General features: G+C 68.8%; 18 protein-coding genes and 3 tRNA genes. 7 read left to right on the plus strand and 14 right to left on the minus strand.

Annotated elements, in window-relative coordinates; all coding sequences use genetic code 11:
• Positions 1 to 12: 12 nt before the first annotated feature.
• Genes ACKOB8_RS10350 through ACKOB8_RS10370 form a run of 5 tightly spaced genes read right to left on the minus strand, consistent with a single transcriptional unit; the run spans position 13 to position 7,727 of the window.
• Positions 13 to 3,219 carry an arabinosyltransferase domain-containing protein gene (locus tag ACKOB8_RS10350; protein WP_526377127.1) on the minus strand — a complete coding sequence of 1,069 codons (3,207 nt, stop codon included), beginning with the start codon at positions 3,217 to 3,219 and terminating at the stop codon, positions 13 to 15.
• 42 nt (positions 3,220 to 3,261) lie between these two features.
• A complete protein-coding gene (locus ACKOB8_RS10355; protein WP_526377128.1) occupies positions 3,262 to 5,121 on the minus strand; it encodes an arabinofuranosyltransferase in 1,860 nt (619 codons plus the stop codon).
• A gap of 1 nt (position 5,122) precedes the next feature.
• Positions 5,123 to 5,887, minus strand: a complete 765-nt coding sequence (dprE2, locus tag ACKOB8_RS10360; protein WP_526377129.1) for a decaprenylphospho-beta-D-erythro-pentofuranosid-2-ulose 2-reductase — start codon at positions 5,885 to 5,887, stop codon at positions 5,123 to 5,125.
• Positions 5,888 to 7,285, minus strand: a complete 1,398-nt coding sequence (dprE1, locus tag ACKOB8_RS10365; protein ID WP_526377130.1) for a decaprenylphosphoryl-beta-D-ribose oxidase — start codon at positions 7,283 to 7,285, stop codon at positions 5,888 to 5,890. It lies immediately after the preceding gene.
• 31 nt (positions 7,286 to 7,316) lie between these two features.
• Positions 7,317 to 7,727, minus strand: a complete 411-nt coding sequence (locus tag ACKOB8_RS10370) for a GtrA family protein (RefSeq protein ID WP_526377131.1) — start codon at positions 7,725 to 7,727, stop codon at positions 7,317 to 7,319.
• A gap of 75 nt (positions 7,728 to 7,802) precedes the next feature.
• Between ACKOB8_RS10370 and ACKOB8_RS10375 the strand changes: the two genes are divergently transcribed.
• A complete protein-coding gene (locus ACKOB8_RS10375; protein WP_526377132.1) occupies positions 7,803 to 8,237 on the plus strand; it encodes a pyridoxamine 5'-phosphate oxidase family protein in 435 nt (144 codons plus the stop codon).
• A 4-nt stretch (positions 8,238 to 8,241) separates the two neighbouring features.
• Here the strand turns inward: ACKOB8_RS10375 and wzm are convergent, their stop codons facing one another.
• The 5 genes from wzm to ACKOB8_RS10400 are packed head-to-tail and all read right to left on the minus strand — an operon-like array spanning position 8,242 to position 13,349.
• A complete protein-coding gene (gene wzm, locus ACKOB8_RS10380; protein WP_526377133.1) occupies positions 8,242 to 9,072 on the minus strand; it encodes a galactan export ABC transporter permease subunit Wzm/RfbD in 831 nt (276 codons plus the stop codon).
• The gene (gene glfT1, locus ACKOB8_RS10385; RefSeq protein ID WP_526377134.1) at positions 9,069 to 9,986 is read right to left on the minus strand and encodes a galactofuranosyltransferase GlfT1; all 918 of its coding nucleotides are present in this window, start codon (positions 9,984 to 9,986) and stop codon (positions 9,069 to 9,071) included. The genes wzm and glfT1 overlap by 4 nt, the downstream gene beginning before the upstream one ends.
• The gene (gene wzt, locus ACKOB8_RS10390) at positions 9,983 to 10,795 is read right to left on the minus strand and encodes a galactan export ABC transporter ATP-binding subunit Wzt/RfbE (protein WP_526377135.1); all 813 of its coding nucleotides are present in this window, start codon (positions 10,793 to 10,795) and stop codon (positions 9,983 to 9,985) included. Before wzt ends, glfT1 begins: the two co-directional genes overlap by 4 nt.
• A gap of 14 nt (positions 10,796 to 10,809) precedes the next feature.
• Positions 10,810 to 11,316, minus strand: coding sequence for a proteasome activator (locus ACKOB8_RS10395; protein WP_526377136.1), 507 nt, complete (start codon positions 11,314 to 11,316; stop codon positions 10,810 to 10,812).
• A 26-nt stretch (positions 11,317 to 11,342) separates the two neighbouring features.
• Entirely contained in the window at positions 11,343 to 13,349 is a 2,007-nt protein-coding gene (locus tag ACKOB8_RS10400; RefSeq protein WP_526377137.1) for a DUF6541 family protein, read from the minus strand.
• Between the two features lie 75 nt (positions 13,350 to 13,424).
• Here ACKOB8_RS10400 and ACKOB8_RS10405 point away from each other — a divergent pair, with 75 nt between their 5' ends.
• On the plus strand, positions 13,425 to 14,621 hold the full coding sequence (locus ACKOB8_RS10405; protein WP_526377138.1) for a cysteine desulfurase-like protein: 1,197 nt from the start codon (positions 13,425 to 13,427) through the stop codon (positions 14,619 to 14,621).
• 12 nt (positions 14,622 to 14,633) lie between these two features.
• Here the strand turns inward: ACKOB8_RS10405 and ACKOB8_RS10410 are convergent, their stop codons facing one another.
• A complete protein-coding gene (locus ACKOB8_RS10410; RefSeq protein WP_526377139.1) occupies positions 14,634 to 15,611 on the minus strand; it encodes an NAD(P)H-quinone oxidoreductase in 978 nt (325 codons plus the stop codon).
• Positions 15,612 to 15,654: 43 nt separating this feature from the next.
• Between ACKOB8_RS10410 and ACKOB8_RS10415 the strand changes: the two genes are divergently transcribed.
• Positions 15,655 to 15,741, plus strand: a tRNA-Ser gene (locus ACKOB8_RS10415).
• 25 nt (positions 15,742 to 15,766) lie between these two features.
• On the opposite strand, the gene ACKOB8_RS10420 is transcribed toward ACKOB8_RS10415, so the two are convergent.
• A complete protein-coding gene (locus ACKOB8_RS10420) occupies positions 15,767 to 16,603 on the minus strand; it encodes a crotonase/enoyl-CoA hydratase family protein (RefSeq protein WP_526377140.1) in 837 nt (278 codons plus the stop codon).
• 10 nt (positions 16,604 to 16,613) lie between these two features.
• Positions 16,614 to 17,720, minus strand: coding sequence for a histidinol-phosphate transaminase (gene hisC / locus ACKOB8_RS10425; RefSeq protein ID WP_526377141.1), 1,107 nt, complete (start codon positions 17,718 to 17,720; stop codon positions 16,614 to 16,616).
• Between the two features lie 75 nt (positions 17,721 to 17,795).
• Between hisC and ACKOB8_RS10430 the strand changes: the two genes are divergently transcribed.
• The 4 genes from ACKOB8_RS10430 (at position 17,796) to ACKOB8_RS10445 (ending at position 19,945) form a co-directional block, all read left to right on the plus strand.
• Positions 17,796 to 17,884: transfer RNA gene (locus ACKOB8_RS10430), tRNA-Ser, on the plus strand.
• A 38-nt stretch (positions 17,885 to 17,922) separates the two neighbouring features.
• Positions 17,923 to 17,995, plus strand: a tRNA-Arg gene (locus tag ACKOB8_RS10435).
• Between the two features lie 65 nt (positions 17,996 to 18,060).
• Positions 18,061 to 18,498, plus strand: coding sequence for a GNAT family N-acetyltransferase (locus tag ACKOB8_RS10440; RefSeq protein ID WP_526377142.1), 438 nt, complete (start codon positions 18,061 to 18,063; stop codon positions 18,496 to 18,498).
• Positions 18,499 to 18,652: 154 nt separating this feature from the next.
• Entirely contained in the window at positions 18,653 to 19,945 is a 1,293-nt protein-coding gene (locus ACKOB8_RS10445; protein ID WP_526377143.1) for an HNH endonuclease signature motif containing protein, read from the plus strand.
• Positions 19,946 to 20,068: 123 nt separating this feature from the next.
• Here the strand turns inward: ACKOB8_RS10445 and ACKOB8_RS10450 are convergent.
• Positions 20,069 to 20,227 (minus strand): acyl-CoA dehydrogenase family protein (locus tag ACKOB8_RS10450; protein WP_526377148.1); only part of this gene is annotated, 159 nt, incomplete at its 5' end.

Below are 20,227 nucleotides of genomic sequence, written 5' to 3' on the forward strand. Positions count from 1 at the left end.
GGCGACCGGGACCTACGTCGGGCGCAGCGGCGCGGGGCTCCACAGTCCGCTGCGGACGGTGGAGCCCACGTCCAGCCGGGCCGGGGTGGCGTCGGGATAGTAGAGCTCAAGGCGCTGCAGCGCCCCCCAGTCGCGAAACCAGTCTTCCCTGAGATACGTCGGCACCGTCGTCGCCCGGAACAGCAGTTCGCTGATGCCCAGCGGTCCGCCGCCGATGTTGTCCATCACCGGTGAGTTGGCCTCGGCCCCGAACCGGTCGGGCAGGATTCGCCACGCCGGAATCTCGGTCACGCCGTTGTCGTGACCGAACGGCCGCTGGCACGGGAAGGCCAGGCCCACCAGCCAGTCCAGCAGCACCGGATCCCGCGAACCGACGACCTGCTGCAGGGTCTGCAGAGTCGGGATGCGCGGCGGCGTCACGGCCATCCAGTGCTTCGGCGCGAGATCGTCGTCGGTGGCGACGAGTCTGACGACGGTCGCCTCCGCCGGGATCGCCGAGAGCGGCGCGCGCAGGTTGCGCCAGGCGGGCGCGGGACCGATGTCCGCGAAGGACATCGCGCCGCCGGCCCGGCCTGCGTCGGCGTCGGCGTCGGTGGCCCACTGCACGGAGAGTTCCTCCGGATCGAAGCGCCCGGCGGCCGAGACCACGAGCAGCGGGGTATCCCCGCCGCGGGCATCGGGCGGCGGCAGCCGGTACCACGCCGAGCGCAGCACCGCGGGCTGCTGGGTTCCCGACCGCCAACTGCCCATCACCGGCGTCGTCGCCGGGTCGAGGCCGTAGGGCAGCCGCGCCCGGGATCCGTTGACTCCGGCCACCGCCAGGATCCCGCCCGCGACGCCGCCGTCGGTATCCCCGTCAACGGCAGCGGTCTGCTCATCGGCCGAGTCGACGAGGCTGCCCCCGCCGGGGGGCTCCATCACCGGATCGGCTGACAGGGCGGCCGGAATACCGTTGGGGCTGAAGCCCTCTGCGGTGACCGGACCGAGTCCGGCGCCGACCGCGACACCGACGGGTGTGAGCATCCCGGCGTTGGGATTCAGCTCGACCATCACGTCGTTGGCCAGCCCGCAGGTCCTGCCGGTCAGTGCCTCGAGGTTGGAGCGGCCCACCGACCACGCCGGATACTGGTTGATCATCGCCAGGGTCAGCGAAGCCACCTCGAAGACCACCAGCGCCCACGCCGCGAAGGCCAGCGGCGCCGCCCGCGGCCGCCCGGGTCCGTCGCGATCGGAGAAGTGGAACCACGCGGCCGTCAGCAGGGCGATCAGTGACAGTCCGAAGAGCACGGTGGTGAAACCCAGCCGCCACTCGGGGAATTGATTTCCCCACGGCACACCGAAGTTGGAGACGTACCACCATCCGTTGACGCTGGCGAAGGACAACGCGACCACGAACAGCACCACAGCGGCGAAGACCGCCCGGTTGCGGCGCGACCGCATCACCGCCGGCGACACCGCGATCGCGGCCAGCGCCCCGACCGAGCCGGCCAGCCCGGCGAACACGCCGAAGTGGTGCGTCCACTTGGTGGGGGTGAACATGATCGCCAGGAACGAAATGATGGTGATGCCGATGATGCGCCGGCTGGGTCCCGCCGCCGTACCGGGGATGTGACCGCGGCGCAGCACCGTCGCCACCGACACCGCCAACGCAACGATGAGCACCAGAACCGCGAAGCGGCGGGCGATCGAGCCGTCCGGGGTTGCCAGCATCAGCCGCTCGTATCGGGTGTGCTCGTCGAACCAGCTCAGGCTGGGCCCCACGGCGCGCTTGAGTGCGTTGGCCTGCGCCACCGCGGCGAACGTCTGGTCGGAGAACATCAGGATGAGCGTCACCGAGGCCGCCGCCAGGATCGGGGCCAGCAGCGGCAGCGCCCCGAACTGGGCAGAGCGGCGGCGCAGGATGGTGCGCAGCGGCCCGACCGCCACCAGCAGCGCTCCGATCGAGGCGATGCCGGTGGGGCCGGAGAACAGCGTCAGCGCCCCGACGACACAGGCCATCGCGACCGGCAGCAGCCGGCTGGTCGCCACGCCGCGCTCCACCGAGCACCAGGTCAACAGGATGCCCAGCGCGATGATCGGTTCGGGGCGCAGGCCGTTGTTCAACGGCAGCCAGACCGCCAGGAACATCCCGGCGGCCGTCCAGGCGGCGACTCGGCTGGCCTTGACCGCGTATCCGAGCCGGGGGATCACCTCCCGGCTGATCAGCCACCAGCAGACGATGGCCATCAGCAGTGTCGGCAGGCGCATCCAGATGCTCGCGGTGGAGATCTGCGCCCACAGCGCCAGCAGGTCGTAGTACCACCCGAACGGCGCCTCCGGCGTTCCGAACCAGCGGTAGTAGTTGGCCATGTAGCCCGCGCCCTGCGACACCCGGGCCATGGTGAGGATGTAGCCGTCGTCGGAGGTGTTGGCACCGACGAAGTGCCACCACACCAGCACCGTGAGGACCAGTGCGTCCAACCCGCTCACCGACCACCAGCGCGGCGGCAGGATCCGCCGGTGCCGGACGCCGTCGGCGGTGTCGAGCACATGCAGGGCGATCAGGGCGACCACGGTGAGCACCACCCCGAGCACCATCGCCGCGGTCTTCGCCGGTGTCGGTGCGCTGCTGTAGCGGGTGTCGATGGTCGCCGAGAGGCTCAGCCCGGGCGGTGCCGGGCCGGAGAGATCGGTGAACACCCCGACGATCTGCGGGCGGAAGTCATATCCGCCGCGTTCGCCGCGCAGCGACGAACCGGTATCGTCGCCGCCCGCCGGATCGGCAGGCTTGGCCAGGCCGACGAACTCCGCACTGACCTTGTCCGCCCGCGCGGTGACCACCAGCTTCTGGCAGGCCGGGCTGAGGACTTGGCCCATCGGCGCCGCCGCCACGGGGGTGTTGCGCACGACGACGACGAGTTCGGCGTTGGCACGCTGGATCAGCAGACCCCGGTCGACGGCCTTGGGGGCCTGTTTGGGCACCGTGGACAGCAGCACCGTCGCGGTCGGGTTCCCGATCAGCCCGGCAGCGGTGCGGCACGGCACGCTGATCGTCAGATCCGTCGCCACGTAACCGATCAGCGGGGCGGTGACGCTGGCCAGGGTGCCGTTCTGCGGCCAGGTCAACTCGGCGGTGGTCTGCTTCACCGGAAGGAACGGCGTCGCGATCGCCAGCGCGGCTCCCAGCAGCCCGGCGACGGCGGCGACGACACGGGCGGTCCGGTAGTCCCTCCGCCTCACCAGATCAGCCTCGCCACGGGGCGCAATCCTAATTCGCGCGCTCTACCCGGTGGGGTTGCGGATCGCCAGGACGAAGGGCCCGATCGTGCTGACCTGGAAATGCGGCGGGCCGAACAGCCCGGCGGGCAACTCGACGGTGTAGCGGCGGACGTTGGGCTGGTTGGGGTAGACGTCCTCGGCCAACCGCAGCGTGAAGGTGTCCGCGGAGCCCGCCGCACCGCCGCGGCGCATGAGGAACACCGTGGGCGGTTCGAAGGGCAGCGCGTCCAGAGCGGCGGCGAATTCGTCGGCGCCGGTCAGCTCGCTCCACGACTCGATCGCGGCGGCCCGTTCGTCGAACCGGGCCAGCGGGTTGGCGTAGTGCGACGTCAGTCCCTGGAACCCGTAGTAGGGATAGAAGGAGAGAAAGCTGTAGTCGGCGGTCATCACGATGGTTTCGTCCCGCGGCCGCCCGGTGGCCTGTTGGATGGCGGCGTCGACCTGGCGGTAGAACTTCTCGGCACCCGGTGGCCGGCGGTCCCCGCGCTGGCCGTCGCCGTCGGTGTCGGTGTAGGCGACGGTGATGTCGGGCCGCAGCACGTTCGGGATCTCCTGGCTGAAGCCGATGGCGCCGATCAGGCCGATGGCCACTGCCGCCCCGAGGGCCCGACGACTCCATCGTGCGGCCGCCCACCGCGCGACATCGATGAACCCGAAAACCCCTGCCGCCGAGAGCAATACGGTCAGGGTGGGCTGCAACCGGAACGACAGCAGCGTCGTTCCGGCCAGGGTGGTCAGCATCGACAGGATCGACCAGACGTACAGAGCGAGCACACCGATGCCCAGTGCCGCGGCGCGAACCGAGGACCAGGCGCGCCAGACCAGCCAGAGGGTGCCGAGCAGGCACAGGGCGCCCAGCAGCGACGGCTGCACCATCGGGAAGTTCAGCACCGCCCCGTCACCGGGCAGGTAGTGCTGGGGGCTGCCGGCATTGCTGACCGGGCTTCGTGCGGCCCGGATGAGGAACGGCAACCAGGTGATCGCCGCGATCGCGACGGCGAGGGCTGCGGTCACGGCGAGTCGCAGAAGCGGTGTGAGGCTTCGCCGGATCACCGCGGCCGCGGCCGCCATGAGCGTTACGGTGAAGGCCGTATAGGCCAGCAGGAGCGTGTAGAAGGTCGCGGCGAACCCGAGGAAAACACCGACCCCGGCGGCGGCGGCCCAGCCGCGGCGGGTTCCGGGTGCCCGCAGTCCGGCCCAGGCCAGCACCAGCACCGGCGGGATCAGGACGGTGATCACGGCACTGTAGGGCTCGGGTGAGCTGAAGGCCAGGGTGACGGCGGCGCTCGCCACGGTCGCGGCGAGTGCGTACTCGAATCGGATCAGCTGCGACCACAGCACCATGGCCACCGCGGTAGCGATCGCGATCGAGGTGATCGCCCACGGTTTGTAGATCTCCCAGCCGGCAGTCCCGGTGAGCGACGCCGCCCGCCCGCCGATCCAGAACCAGCCGGGGGGATAAAACGGCGGCAAGCCGAAGTAGGTCATGTCGCGCAGCGCGGCGGTATCGGTCAGCCGGGTGAGGTACTCGGTCCGGAATTGCTGGTCCACCGAGATGCCGAACAGGTACAGCTTGGTCGCGCCGAGCGGCATACTCAGGGTCACCACCGCGAACGCCGACAGAAACAGCGCCGCACCCAGTCGCGCGACTCCCTTCCTGCCGCGCCGCCACGCCAGTCCGACCGCGATCAACCCGATCAGACACCCGACCTGACCCACCGTCGTCAGCGCGTGCAGCTGATTCGAGGACGGGAAAGCCGGCCAGTCGACTCGCGAGATCGACGCCAGCGCCAGGACCGAGACAAGGATCGCCACCACGGTTGCCGCGGCCATGTGGGCGACGGTCGTCAGCGCGCTCCGCATGCTAGATCGGTAGCTTGCGGAAAATCGACCGTGGGATGTGCCGGAGGATCATCATGACGTAGCGAAAGGCTCCCGGAGCCCAGACCAGTTCCTTGCCCTTCGACGCGGAACTGACGGCGAGTTCGGCGACGTACTCCTTGTCGACGGTCAGCGGCGCCTCTTTGACATGCGCACTCATGCGGGTGCGCACCTGGCCGGGCCGGATCACCAGCACCCTGACTCCGAACTCGCGCAGTGCCTCACCCAGGCCGAGGTAGAAGCCATCGAGACCGGCTTTGGTGGATCCGTAGACGAAGTTCGACCGCCGGACCCGCTCTCCGGCAGCTGAACTCATCGCGATGATCTGCCCGAAACCCTGGGCGCGCATTCTCTCGCCGAGCAACACACCGACCGACACCGCCGCGGTGTAGTTGATCTCGGCGATCTGGACCGCCTTGGCCTGGTTCTGCCAGAGTTCCTCGGCGTCGCCGAGTAAACCGAAGGCGACGATCGCCACATCCACGTCGCCTGCGCTGAAGCACTCGTCGATGACGGCCGGATGGGTTGAGGTGTTCACCGCGTCGAAGTCGACCAGGGTCACCGACGTCGCGCCGGCGGCGCGCATCTGCGCCGCGGCGGATTCCCGACCGGGGTCGTCGGGCAGCGCCGCCAGGATGATCCGGGCGGGCGCGTTACGCAGGTAGCGCTCACAAATCGCCAGGCCGATCTCTGATGTACCGCCGAGCAACAGAACGGTCTGGGGATTGCCCACCGCATCGAGGACCATTTAGAGCAGCTCCAGTCGCCGGGCCATGTCCGAGGCGAAGACGCCGTCGGGGTCGACGCTGCGGCGCACGGCGATCCACTCGTCGATGCGCGGGTACATGGCGTGGAACGTCTGCGCCGTCGTCCGGGAGTCCTTGGCCGTGTACAGCCGCCCGCCGAATTCCAGCACCCGGCGGTCCAGGCCGGTGATGAACTCGTTGAGACCGGCTTTGATGGGGAAGTCGACACAGATGTTCCAGCCCGGGATCGGAAAGCTCAGCGGGGCGTCGTTACCCGGCCCGAACAACTTGAACACGTTGAGGAAGGAGTAGTGCCCGGAGCGCTGGATGTCGACGATGATCGCCTTGAACTCCTCGACCGCTTCGGTCGGAACGACGAATTGGTACTGCAGAAACCCGGCGGGTCCGTATGCCCGGTTCCACTCGGCGAACATGTCCAGCGGGTGGTAGAACTGCGTCAGGTTCTGGATCTTGCCGCGGTAGGTTCCCGACTTGCGGTACCACAGTTCGCCGATCGGGCCGAAGGTGTACTTGTTGGCCAGCCCGTTGGGGAAGATGTCGGGAAAGGTGAACAGCTGCGGTGCGCTGAACTTCAGCGGGTCACGCTGCAGCTTCGCCGGCAACTGGTCGACCCGGGCCAGTGATCCGCGCGAGACGGCCGCCCGACCCAGCTTGGGCGGCGGACTGATCGCGTCGAACCAGGCACTGGAGTAGGTGTAGTTGGCCTCGCTGCCGTCGCTGTGGATGGCGATCGTCTCCTCCAGACCGGAGGTCACGTCGCCGTCGGCGATGAAGTACGCGGTTTCGGTGGGCGTCATCTCGATGGTCGCCCGCAGGATGATGCCGGTCAGACCGTTGCCGCCGACGGTTGCCCAGAACAGCGGCGCGCTGGGGCCGTCGGGGACGAGTGTCCGCACCTGCCCGTCGGCGGTGAGCAGTTCCATCGAGCGGACGTGATTGCCGAAACTGCCGGCGCTGTGGTGGTTCTTGCCGTGGATGTCGCAGCCGATCGCCCCCCCGACGGTGACCTGACGGGTGCCGGGCAGCACCGGCACCCACAACCCGCAGGGCAGCGCCGCCTTCATCAACTGGTCCAGACTGACCCCGCCGTCGACGTCCACCACCCGGGTGGCGGCGTCGACGGAGTGGATACGGTTGAGCGGGGTCATGTCGATGACCAGGCCCCCGCCGTTCTGCGCGTTGTCACCGTAGGAGCGGCCCAGCCCCCGGGCGATGACGCCCCGGTGGCGGCCGCCGGCGACGTCGCCGGCAACCTCGGCGACGGCCTTGACGATGACCTCCGGGTCCGGCGTCGAAAGCACCTGGGCGACGCTGGGGGCGGTGCGGCCCCAGCCGCTCAGGTGCTGCAGCCTCGTGCTGGTCAGACCGGTGGCGGACATCGTGATGAGGGTACCGCGCGGTCGGGCCGGCTCAGCGGACCCGGAAGATCCACACCCGCTGGACGACGAAGTTGATCACCGTCGCGGTGCCCTGGGCGATTACGAACGCCACCGGGACCGCCCAGTCCCGGTAGTCGAACAGCCGCAGACACACGTGGTTGAGGCCGACCTGGACGACGAAGGTCAATGCGTACAGCGCCATCACCGCGGCGAACCGGGCCCGGCTCGGGTCGGCGGCAAAGGTCCAGCGCCGGTTGATCAGGTAGGCGGTCAGTGTGCCGGCGACGAACCCGATCGCCTTGGCGGTGTCGACTTGCAGTCCGCTGCGGTAGAGGAACAGGTAGAGCCCGAAGTCCACCACCGCCGAGAAACCACCGGTGAGGACGAACCGCAACACCTGGGTCCGCAGGCTCAGCGGTGTCGGCGACGCGGTCTCGGCCATCGCCGGAATCTTACTTGGCGACAGGGGCCGTTTGACCCTTGCGCGGTGGCGAACCGGGCCGCGACAATTTCGCGCATGAGCGTCGAACAGGCTCCGGTAACGGTCCTCGGCGAGGACGAGTCCTGGCAGTTGCTGTCCGGTGTTGCGCTGGGCCGGCTGGTCACCTCGATCGGTGATCAGCTGGAGATCTTCCCGGTCAACTTCGTCACCCAGCGCCACACCCTGCTCTTCCGGACCGCGGAGGGCACGAAACTGTTCGCCACGGTGATGAACGAACGGGTGCTGTTCGAGGCGGACGACCACAACGTCGCGGAAGGATGGAGTGTCGTGGTGCGGGGCACCGCGAAGATCCTCAACTCAGCCGAGGAGATCCACGAGGCCGAGCGCGCCCAGCTGCTCCCGTGGATCGCGACGAAGAAGCTGCGCTACGTCCGGATCACCCCAACCGAAGTGAGCGGCAGGCACTTCCGGTTCGGCCCCGAACCCGATGACGGGCATCTGCCGGGCTGAGCCGCTACACCCAGTAGGGCACCCGCGCCCGATACTGGCGCAGTGCCAGCGCGGCCGCACACCAGCCGATCGCGGTCAGGGTCAGCACCACCACCCAGTGGCGGAGTTCCTGATCGGCGCCGAGCAGCGGTGCGCGCACGATGTCGAGGTAGTGCAGCAGCGGGTTGAGCTCGATGATCTTCGCCCACCGCTGCGCACCCTGCTGCTCGAGGGTGTTCGCGTTCCAGATGATCGGCGTCATGAAGAACAGCAACTGGACCAGTGAGGCCAGCAGAGGCCCGATGTCGCGGTACCGGGTGGCCAGGATCCCGAAGCAGAACGACACCCAGACGCAGTTGAGCATGATCAGCGCCAGGGCGGGGATGACGGTCAGATCGGCCCACGACCACGGTTTGGGATAGATCACGGCGATCACGACGAAAATCACGATGTTGTGGGCGAACAGGATCATCTGACGCCAGACCAGCCGGTAGACGTGGACGCTGAGCGGGGTGGGCAGTTGTTTGATCAGACCCTCGTTGGCGATGAAGACCTCGGAGCCCTCCAGTATCGCGGCGTTGATCATGTTCCAGATGATCAGCCCGAGCGTGACGTAGGGAAGGTGTTCGGACAGCGGAAGTTTGAACAGCTTCGCGTACAGCAGTCCCATCGCCACTGCGGTGGTGCCGGTGGCGATGGTGATCCAGAAGGGTCCCAGGACCGAACGCCGGTATTTCTGCTTGATGTCCTGCCAGCCCAGATGCAGCCACAGTTCCCGCTTGGCGAAGCCGTCAAGCAGATCCGCCCAGGCCCGGCTGAAGGTCTTGGACTGCGCGGCCGCGTCGATGAACGTCATCGTCGGTCTCCCGGCATCCCGAATCTTTCCTCGCGGCCCAGCCGGCGTACCCGGACCCACTCGCGCAGGCCTTTCGGATCCCGGCGGGTGACCAGAAAGTACCAGCCGAATCGCAGCCATTCCTGCGGGAGTAGTCGGCGCATCCCGGGCCGGCTCAGAAGATAGCCCCGGTTGCGATAGGTGAAGAACCGCTTGACCGGGTCCTCGGGATACTGGGTGTGCATCCGCCCGCCGAGGATCGGCTTGAATTCGTCGCTGCCGCAGGGGTGCAGATAGACGGCGTCCAGGCAGGTGCCGAACGCAAGTTCACTGCGCACCAGCCGGCGATGCATTTCGACCTCGTCACCGCGGACGAACAGGCGCAGATCCGGCACCCCGACGGCGGTGAAGGCCTCCGCGCGGAACAGCGCACCGTTGAACAGGGATGCGATGCCGGGCAGCAGGTCACCGCCACCGTCCCGAAGCTCGTCGACGCGGCGGCGCCAGACCACCCCGCGGCGCAGCGGGAAGGCCAGCCGGGTGGGTTCGTCGATGTCGCACACCATGGGCGAGACCTCGGCCAGCCCATGCCGGTTCGCGCAGGCCAGCAGCGTGGCCAGCACCCCGGCGTCGCCCGGTCTGCCGTCGTCGTCGGCCAGCCACACCCAGTCCGCTCCGAGTGCCAGGGCGTGGAGGATGCCCAGGGCGAAGCCCCCGGCGCCGCCGAGGTTGCGCCGGGAGCCGAGGTAGGTGGTCGACACCGGTTGACCGGCAACCAGATCACGCACACGGTCGTCGGATCCGTTGTCGACGACGATCAGGTGGTCGATCATCCGGGTTTGCGTGCTCACCGCATCCAGTGATTTGGCCAGATCGTCGGCCCGGCGGTGGGTGACCACCACGGCGAACACCTTGTCGCTTTCGGCTGCGGTCACTGCTGGGCGGCCCACCCTCCCTGGGTCTCGGCGAGCACCTCGCGCACGTGGCGGGCCGCATCCTCTCCCTCGTAGGCGCGGACGACCTCTTCGATGCCGCCGGTCATCTTTACCGAGCCGTGGTCGATCCACATCGCCGTCTTGCACAACCGGGCGAGGAATTCGTTGGAGTGACTTGCGAAGACCAGGATTCCCGAACGCTCCACCAGTGCCTGCAGCCGCGACTGTGCCTTCTTGAGGAAGTCGGCGTCGACCGCGCCGATGCCCTCGTCGAGCAGCAGGATCTCCGGGTCGATGCTGGTCACCACACCCATCGCCAGCCGCACCCGCATGCCGGTGGAGTACGTCCGCAACGGCATCGACAGGTAGTCGCCGAGTTCGGTGAACTCCGCGATCTCGTCGACCTTCGCGGTCATCTGCTTGCGGGTCTGCCCGAGGAACAACCCGCGGATGATGATGTTCTCGAAGCCGGTGATCTCCGGGTCCATCCCGACGCCGAGGTCGAAGACCGGCGCGACCCGGCCCCGCACCATCGTGCGGCCGCGGGTCGGTTCGTAGATTCCCGACAACAGCCTCAACAGGGTCGACTTGCCGGCGCCGTTGTGGCCGACCAGTCCGACCCGGTCGCCGTTGCGCAGGGTCAGCGTGATGTCCCGCAGCGCTTCGATGACCACGACGTTGTCGCCCGTGCGACCGATCGCCCCGCCGGCCCGGCCCAGGACGGTCTTCTTCAGCGAGCGCGTCTTGGCGTCGAAGATCGGGAATTCGACCCAGGCGTCGCGGGTCTCGATGTAGGGGTCGGTTGCCAACGTGACCGTCTGCTCTACAGGTACTGCCCGGTTCCGTGGCCCGCCGGGCCACCGGGGGGCATCATGCCGGGAGGCAGCGCCCCCTGGCGCATGTGTTCCAGTTGCGCGCGCGCCGCCATCTGCTGGGCGAACAGTGCCGTCTGGATTCCGTGGAAGAGTCCCTCCAGCCACCCGACCAGTTGAGCCTGGGCGATCCGCAACTCCGCGTCGGAGGGCACCGTCTCCTCGGAGAACGGCAGCGCCAGGCGTTGGAGTTCCTCGCGCAACTCCGGCGCCAGACCCTCCTCGAGTTCACGGACGCTGGTGGCGTGGATTTCGCGCAGCCTGCTGCGGCTGGCGTCGTCCAGCGGCGCGGCCCTGACCTCCTCCAGCAGCTGCTTGATCATCGTGCCGATCCGCATCACCTTGGCGGGCTGCTCGACCAGCTCGGTGACCGAGCGCGTCTCCGCGTCGTCCTCGGCCTCGCCGGCGCCGGGACCGGTGATGATCTCGATGTTGTCGTCGTCGGTGTTCGCCGTCATTCGTTCAGCATTCCCCTCGCATCCACTCACCGCGCGTCCTTCGGCGGTGCTCCGCGCCACTCGTAGATGCGGGCCCCGCCGTTGTCGTAGATCTTCGCCCACGACTGCGACTCGTCTAGTGACACTAGCCCGTCCGGCATGGCGAACCCTCTGACCACCGGTTTACTGGTCAGGATGTAGCGGATGTTGAGCGCCCGCACGGCCTCGGCCACCCGCGGGTCGCGGTCGGCATCGTCGGCGTAGGCCCAGATGATGAAGCGGTTGTAGCCCGGACCCTGCTGAACCGGGTAGTCGTAGTGCGTCCACAGCGGGCGCAGTCCGGCGACCGCGTACATCCAGGCCGTGCCGTCGACGTTCGCGTTGCCGATCACGGTGTCGTGCGCCCCGGGAAGCGCGGCCAGATAGGCGAAGGCTTGCAGATCCTTGTCGTCGACGACGACCCGGTCGTACTTGTCGCCCATCAAGAACTGGTGGCGGGGTAGATAGTGCACCGCCAGACCGATGCACACCGCGGTCAGCGACACCGCGGTGAGTCCGACCCAGAACGGCCGCCCCGGCGGGTGTGCGGTCACCTTCCCGGTCACCCGGCGCGCCCCGGCCACCACAAGCGCCACCGCGCCGAACACCGCAAGCCCGGCCATCGGGGTCAGCAGCATCGTTACCACCGCGGACAGGCGCCTCGGATCGCTGTAGAACAGGTCGCTGTAGGAGCCGAAGACGGCCTTGCCGACCGGGCCACCGAACCGGGCCGAGGAGTACACGATCGACATGACCAGCAGCAGCCAGACCGCCACCGGCCACCAGATCCGCTTGCGGACACAAAGCACGAGGCCGATGCCGGCGAGCGCGATCAGCGCACCCTGAACGGGGAAGTCGTTGAGGTGGCGGGTGTGCTGCAGCACGGCGTCGAGCAGCGCCCGCTTTCGTCCCTCGTGGGTGAGGAACTCGTGGCCGGTGATGATCTCGGTCTGCTGCAGCACCCCGAGGAACTGCGGGAGCATCAGCAGCAGAGTGGGCAGCGCGATGCTGAGCAGGGTCGCGAAGTCGGCTGCCCGGCCGCGGACCGGGTTGCGCAGGGCGTCCAGCAACCACCAGGCCACGACGAACGTCGCCAGCACGACGCCGCCGGTGATGTGCACCGAGAAGACTCCGATCGAGGCCAGGATCGCCAGCGGAATCCGGTCGCGGTGAGCCAGCGACGAGGTGATCAACACGAAGGCCGGCACGGCGATCCCGTAGGCGGCCATGTTGGGCGCCGAGGCGGTGTTGAGCTCGATGTAGGGAACGGCGGTGAACGACGCCGACAGCGCGCCCGCGGTGGCCGCCGCCCCGGCGGTCTGCCACCGGCTGACCCGGCCGATCAGCAGGTGCCAGGTCAGCAGTCCGGCGCTCAGCGGAAGCAGCCACACCGCCGCGGCCAGCGAGCTCAGGGTGTAGGCGGTCGCGGGCGCGGCAGACGTGAGCTGAGCCAGCACCGCGGCCAGCGCGTGAAACGTCGAGGGGTAGTAGAGCGCGGCGCGGGTCTCGATGTTGCGCAGATCTCCGGCGTGGGTGGGTGAGGCCTGACCGGTGTCGAGAATCCAGCGGATCGCGTTGGCATGCCACACCGAGTCCCAGGTGCTGGGGATCGACTGCCAATCCGGTATGCCGCGCCAGGCGGCGTAACCGATCGCGACCGCACCGAGGAGCACTCCCGCGGCGGCGGCCAACTCCGGTGGGTCTGGTCGGTCCGATCGGTCCGATCGGTCACCGGCGTCCGAGGCGGGGCCTGACCCGCCCAGCCGGCGGGTCAGCACCCGGCGCGCCTCGAACGCCAGGCCGGCAACCGCGGACAACGACAGCAGCGCGGTCAGGGCGTTCCACCGGATTCCGACCGCACCGAAGGGAACGATCGCCAGCCCGACGACGCCATAGGTCAGCGCGGGGGAGACCGCGACCGCCAGCGGCCAGCGCAGACCGCCCGCCCGCGCGACCACGACACCCGGAACGGTCAGCACAAGAACGGCGCTGAGCACTCCGGTGCCGAAGTTCACCGCCCTAGTATGGTGAGGGGGTTCGGATAATCGCAGGCTGGGTTGTCCGCGCCGACCGTCGAAGGTGGTTCGGGGATGGCTTACGACGTCGCGCGCGTGCGGGGTCTGCACCCGGTGTTGGGGGACGGCTGGACACGCTTCGACGCGCAGTCGGGAATGGCGGTCCCCGAATCGGTCGCCTCCACCGTCGCTACGGCGTTCCGTAGCTCGGCTTCCAACGTCGCGAGTCCGCACCCTTTCGCACGGCGCAGCCTGGCCATGCTCGAGGCTGCCCGCCAGGCGGTCGCCGATCTGCTCAACGCCGATCCCGCCGGGGTGGTGTTCGGCCCGGACCGGGCCGCGCTGCTGACCTCGCTGGCCGATGCGTCGTCGTCCCGCTCCGGCCTGGGTCTGGATGTCGTGGTCAGCAGACTCAGCGACGACGCCAATATCGTGCCGTGGACGCGTGCGGCGAATCGGTACGGAGCCCGGGTGACGTGGGCCGAGGTGGACGTCGAGACCGGTGAGCTGCCCGACTGGCAGTGGGAGAGCCTGCTCGGCCCGGATACCCGGCTGGTGGCGATCGGTTCGGCGTCGCCGACCCTGGGAACCATCACCGACCTGGGGTTGGTGGTCAAACACTCCCATGACGCCGGTGCCCTGGTGGTCGTCGACCACTCCGCCGCCGCGCCGTACTGGCTGTTGGACATCCATGAGGCCGCCGCCGACGTCGTGGCGCTCAACGCCCTGAGTTGGGGAGGGCCTCCGATCGGTGCGCTGGTGTTTCGCGATCCCGCCGTCATCGACACCTTCAAATCGGTGTCGACCGATCGTCGCGCGCGCGGCGCGGCCCGTCTCGAAGTCGGCGGCTACCAGTACGCACTGCTTGCGGGCGTTGTCGCCAGTGTCGAGTACCTGGCGTCTTTGGACGAGGCCGCCGAAGGCGACAGGCGTGAAAAACTCTCCCACTCAATACAATCCGCTGCGGAGTACCTCGACGGACTCTTCTCCTATCTGCTGGCGGCTCTGCGGTCGCTACCGCTGGTGACGATGCTCGGCAGCCCCGGCAGCGGCATCCCGGTAGTCGGTTTCGTCGTCGAGGGGGTGCCCGCACAGCAGGTCGTCCAGCGACTGGCCGACAACGGGGTGCTGGCGACCGCCGATTCGACCTCACCGGTGCTCGACACCCTCGGGGTCAACGAGGTCGGCGGCGCGGTGACCGTGGGGCTGGCGCACTATTCGACGACAGGCGAGGTCGACCACCTGGTTCGGACGCTGGCGTCGCTAGGCTGAAATCCGTGCGGCTCAGGCGGCGACGGTGAGAATGACCTTCCCGGACGTCTCGCCGGACGCCAGAGCGCGGTGGGCCTCGGCGAAATCCTGCACCGGGAACCGGGCGCCGATCACCGGGCGGACGGTCCCGTCGGCGATCAGCGGCCACACCGAGGAGATGACGGCGGCGACGATCACGCCCTTGCCGTGCGGGCCGTCGACGGGCCGGCTGCGCAGCGCCGTACCGATCACCCGCAGCCGGTTGGCCAGCAGCGCCCCGAGGTTCAGTTCGGCCTTGATGCCGCCCTGCATCCCGATGATCACCAAGCGGCCGTCCTTGGCCAGCGCAGCGATGTTGCGGTCCAGATAGGACGCGCCCATGATGTCGAGAATCACGTCGGCGCCGTGCCCGCCGGTCGCCTCGCGCACCGCGGTGACGAAATCCTCGTCGCGGTAGCAGATCAGGATGTCGGCACCCAGCTCGCGACACAACTCGAGTTTGGCCGGGGATCCCGCGGTGACCGCGACCGTGGCTCCCAGCGCGCGGGCCACCTGAATGGCGTGCGTTCCGATCCCGCTGGCTCCGCCGTGGACGAGCAGGGTCTCCCCGGATGTCAGCTGGGCCGCCATCACCAGGTTGGACCACACCGTGCACGCGACCTCAGGCAGGCCCGCCGCGTCGTGCAGGCCCACCCCGGCCGGCACCGGCAGCACCTGCGCGGCCGGGACGGCGACGTATTCGGCGTAACCGCCTCCGGCGAGCAGCGCGCAAACCTGCTGTCCCTCGTCGAATCCCTCGGCAGCACAGGAGACGATCGTGCCGGACACCTCCAGCCCGAGAATGTCGCTCGCCCCCGGCGGCGGCGGGTACTTGCCGGCCGCCTGCAGCAGGTCGGCGCGGTTGACCCCGGCTGCGGCGACCCGGATGAGTACCTCGCCGGGGCCCGCGGTAGGCGTGGGCGTCTCACCCCAGCGCACCTGCCCGGAATCGTCGGTGATCACCGCGTGCACGCGGGCCACGCTACCTGGGCGCGAGCCGGTTACGCTGAACGGCGGTGGCGTGGCAGAGCGGCCTAATGCACTCGCCTTGAAAGCGAGAGACGGCTAAAACCGTCCGGGGGTTCAAATCCCTCCGCCACCGCGCAGCGGTCGTCGTCGATCACGTCTCAGTCGCCGGTGAAGTGCGGCGTGCGCTTGGCCAGCAGGGCGGAGATGCCCTCCTTGAGGTCCTGTGACGGCAGGAACGCGGCGTTCCAGGCCGCCACGTAGCGCAGGCTCGCGGCGACGGCGGCGGTGCGCTGCTCGTCGAGGACGTCCTTGATGCCGCGCACGACCAGCGGCGAGTTCGCCGCGATCTCGGCGGCCGTGGCATGCGCGGCGGCGAGGGCGGCCTCGGCATCCGGCAGCACGTCGTTGACCAAACCGATCCGCTCGGCGCGGGCCGCGTCGATGTCTTTACCGGTCAGCGCCAGCTCCCGCAGATGCCCGTCGGACAGGATGAAGGGAAGCCGGGCGAGGCTGCCGACATCGGCGACGATCGACAGCTTGACCTCCCGCACCGAGAAGGTGGCATCGGCACTGGCGTAGCGGATGTCCACCGCGCTGATCAGGTCGACGCCGCCGCCGATGCACCAGCCGTGAATCGCCGCGATCGTGGGGGTGCGGCAGTCCGCGACGGCGCTGATCGAACGCTGCATCCGCTTGACGGTGGAGTGGAACTCCGCGCGCGGGCGCGCGGAGACCTGCCCGGACTTGCCGGTGGACATCGTGTCGGACAGCGTGTTTCCCATCGCCAACAGATCCAGCCCGTAGGTGAAGTTCTTCCCGGAGCCGGTCAGCACGATCGCGCGGACCTCGGGGTCTTCGTCGAGCTCGGCGAACACCACCGGCATCTCGGCCCAGAAGGCCGGACCCATGGCGTTACCCTTGCCCGGCCCGATCAGGGTGACCTGTGCGACGTTGTCTTTGACTTCGACGGTGAGTGACTCCAGCGCAGCGCCCATGCCGACAAGGTTACGTCGCGCCGGCCCCGATCCCGTCGGCGGCATGACTGATCCCATGACTGGTCCCATGACTGATCCATTGCCGCGCGAACCGCAGGAAGGCGTCGTTTTCCTGGGCCGCGCCGATGGTGACGCGGACACCCTCGTCGGCGTAGGGGCGCACCAACACCCGGGCCTGCGCGGCGCGCGCGGCGAAGTCCGCCGTGCGCCCGGCCAGCGGCAGCCAGACGAAGTTCGCCTGGGAGGGCGGAAACCCGTATCCCAGGGCTGACAACTCGTCGCTGACCCGGCGCCGCTCGATGACCACGGCATCGGTGCGGGCCAGCAGTTCGTCGGCGGCCTGCAGGGAGGCGATCGCTGCGGCCTGGGAGACCGAGCTCGCGGTGAACGGGACGTAGACCTTGCCCAGCGCGGTGATCACCTCGGGGTCACCGACGGCGTAGCCCACCCGGAGCCCGGCCAGCCCGTAGGCCTTGGAGAACGTCCGCAGCACGACGACGTTGTCGTAGGCCCGGGCCAGCCCGAGGCTGTCCGGGACCAGGCCGTCGCGGATGTATTCCACGTACGCCTCGTCGATCACGACCAGGATCTCCGGTGGCACCGCCGCCACGAACCGGGACAGCTCGCCCGGGTCGACGACGGTCGAGGTCGGATTGTTCGGGTTGCACACGAAGATCAGCCGGGTGCGGTCGGTGATCGCGGCGAGCATCGCGTCGAGGTCGAACGCGTGCTCGCGCAGCGGAACCGCGACCGCGGCGGCTCCGGCCACGCGCACCTGCAGGGGATAGACCTCGAAGCTTCGCCAGCCGAACATCACCTCGTCGCCGACGCTGGAGGTGATCTGGATCAGCTGCTGGCACAGGCTTACCGACCCGCAGCCGACGGCGATCCGCTCGGGCCCGAACCCCACGTGCTCGGCCAGCTGCTCGCGCAGCGCGACGTGTCCGTTGTCCGGATAGCGGTTGATGGTCTCAGTGGCCGCGGCGATCGCCTGCAGCACACTGGGCAGCGGGTTCTGGACGGTCTCGTTACTGGCCAGCTTGATCGCGCCCGGCACGCTCTTGCCCGGCGTGTAGGCCGGCAGATCGGCCAGCTCAGGGCGCAGTCGCACGGTCACCGGCCAAGTCTAGGCGGGTGCTGCGACGTCGCGCTTCGGGCGGTCGGCCGACTCCGGTAGGCTCCCTCTGGTTCAGGAGGCGTGCCAGAGTGGCCGATTGGGACTCACTGCTAATGAGTTGTCCCCCTTCAAGGGGACCGGAGGTTCAAATCCTCTCGCCTCCGCCGCGGCTGACCAGCTCAGCCACGAACAACTGAAGAATGCGCCCGTAGCTCAACGGATAGAGCATCTGACTACGGATCAGAAGGTTGGGGGTTCGAATCCCTTCGGGCGCGCTCACTCGCTGCGGAAATGTCTCGCCGAGCTCGACGGGAATCAGACGGGGATCAGGAGTCGACCCATGCGCGTGCGAATGGCCCGAGCCGAAGACCACGACCAGTGGCTGCCCCTGTGGAAGGGATATCAGGTCTTCTACAAGACCGACATCCCGGAAGCCACCACGGCCATCACCTGGGCCCGGTTCCACGATCCTGCCGAGCCCATGCACTGTGCCGTGGCCGAAGACGACGGCCGGCTCATCGGCATGGTGCACTACATCCAGCACCGCAGTTGCTGGACGGAGAGCGACTATGTCTATCTCCAGGACTTGTTCGCCGACCCGGAATCCCGCGGCAAGGGGGTGGGGCGCGCGCTGATCGAACACGTGTACGCCAGTGCCTCGGAGGCCGGCGCCTCGCGCGTCTGGTGGCTCACCCACGAGTCCAACACGCAGGCGATGCTGCTGTATGACCGCATAGCGGACAAGAGCGGCTTTGTTCAGTACCAGAAGGCGCTCTAGAAACCGGCCGCAGATTCCGAGCCGGCCGGCTCGGCACCGCTGAACGTCTCACCCAGGGGACATCGGCAGACCAAGTTCCGCCCTGAGCGAAATCACTCCGGGGGTGCCGGGGCCGCACCCGATTTCTGTCGGACGCCGCTGTGATGATGACGGTATGACAGCCCGCGCAGCGTCAATCGCCGTTTCGGAGGTGAGTCCCGCCGAGCGGTGTGAGGCGCTGCTCGAGGAGTTGGCCGAGTTGACCGGCCAGCGCAACGCGGTCGACGGGCGCATCGTGGCGATCGTCGCCGAGATCGACCGCGACGGTTTGTGGGGCGCCACCGGGGCGCGGTCGGTACCGGCGCTGGTGGCCTGGAAGACCGGCTGCTCCCCGGCCAACGCCCACACCATCGCCACCGTGGCCGGGCGGGCCGCGCAGTTCCCCCGCTGCACCGAGGCACTGCGCCAGGGCCGGCTCTCCCTGGACCAGGTCGGGGTGATCGCCTCCCGCGCCGCCGACGGCTCTGATGAGCATTACGCGGAGCTGGCCGCGGTGGCGACGGTCAGCCAGCTGCGCACCGCGGTCGGCCTGGAGCCGCGCCCTGAACCTGAACCCCGGCCCGACCCGCAGGCCTCGATCACCAAGAACTCCGGGACCTCCGGGACCTCCGGCGGTCGGTTCGATGTCTGGCGGCTCACCTTGCCCCCGGTGGAGTCGGCGATTCTGGAGGCCGCGCTGCAGTCTCACCGCGATGCCCTGGTCGCCGAGTGGAAACACGACCGGGACAACACCGGCGCAACCACCGACGGGGAGCATCCCCCGATGCCGACCACGGTCGATGCCTTCCTGCGGCTGGTCGAGACCGGCTGGGACACCGAGGCCCAACGCCGCCCGCACGGCCAGCGCACCACCGTGGTGGTTCACCTCGACCTCAGCGAACGCATCGGCGCCCTGCACCTGGGCCCGTTGCTCTCCGAGTCCGACCGCCAGTACCTGACCTGTGATGCCACCTGCGAGGTCTGGTTCGAACGCGACGGCGAACCCATCGGTGCGGGCCGCTCGACCCGCACGATCAGCCGCCGCCTGCGCCGCGCCCTGGAACACCGCCACCCCACCTGTGCGGTGCCCGGCTGCGGGGCCACCCGTGGTCTGCACGCCCACCACATCCGGCATTGGGAAGACGGTGGCCGCACCGAACTGTCCAACCTGGTCCTGCTCTGCCCCTACCACCACCGGATGCACCACAGGGGCGCGATCACCATCACCGGACCCGCCGACCGCCTGCGCGTCACCGACTGCGACGGCCAACCTCTGCAATCCGGATCACTGGCCCGACCCCCCACCGGACCGCCGCCGGCCGTGCCGGCCTATCCCGGACCCACCGGCGAACGCGCCAACTGGTGGTGGTACCAACCCTTTGAACCCTTCGAACCCTTCGAACCCCCACCCACGGTTACGTCGAACTGATTGCGACCGGCTCAGAACGCCATTTCCCCGCAGGCGACGGGCGGCTCGCTCATCCCAACAGAGATGTGCGGACCTGATCTCCTACCGTCACCCCAAAGGGAAACCGGCCGCGGGGAGACCCGGTTAACCCGGACCGGGTTCGCTGGCCGGACTGCGCAGCACCTGGCGGGCGATGGCGTACTTGTGCACCTCGGTCGGTCCGTCGTAGAGCCGGAAGGCGCGCATGTCGGAGAAGATCATGCCGACCGGGGTCTCGTCGGAGATTCCCATCCCGCCGAGGAT

It is taken from the genome of Mycobacterium sp., from assembly GCF_046091765.1.
Lineage (GTDB): Bacteria > Actinomycetota > Actinomycetes > Mycobacteriales > Mycobacteriaceae > Mycobacterium.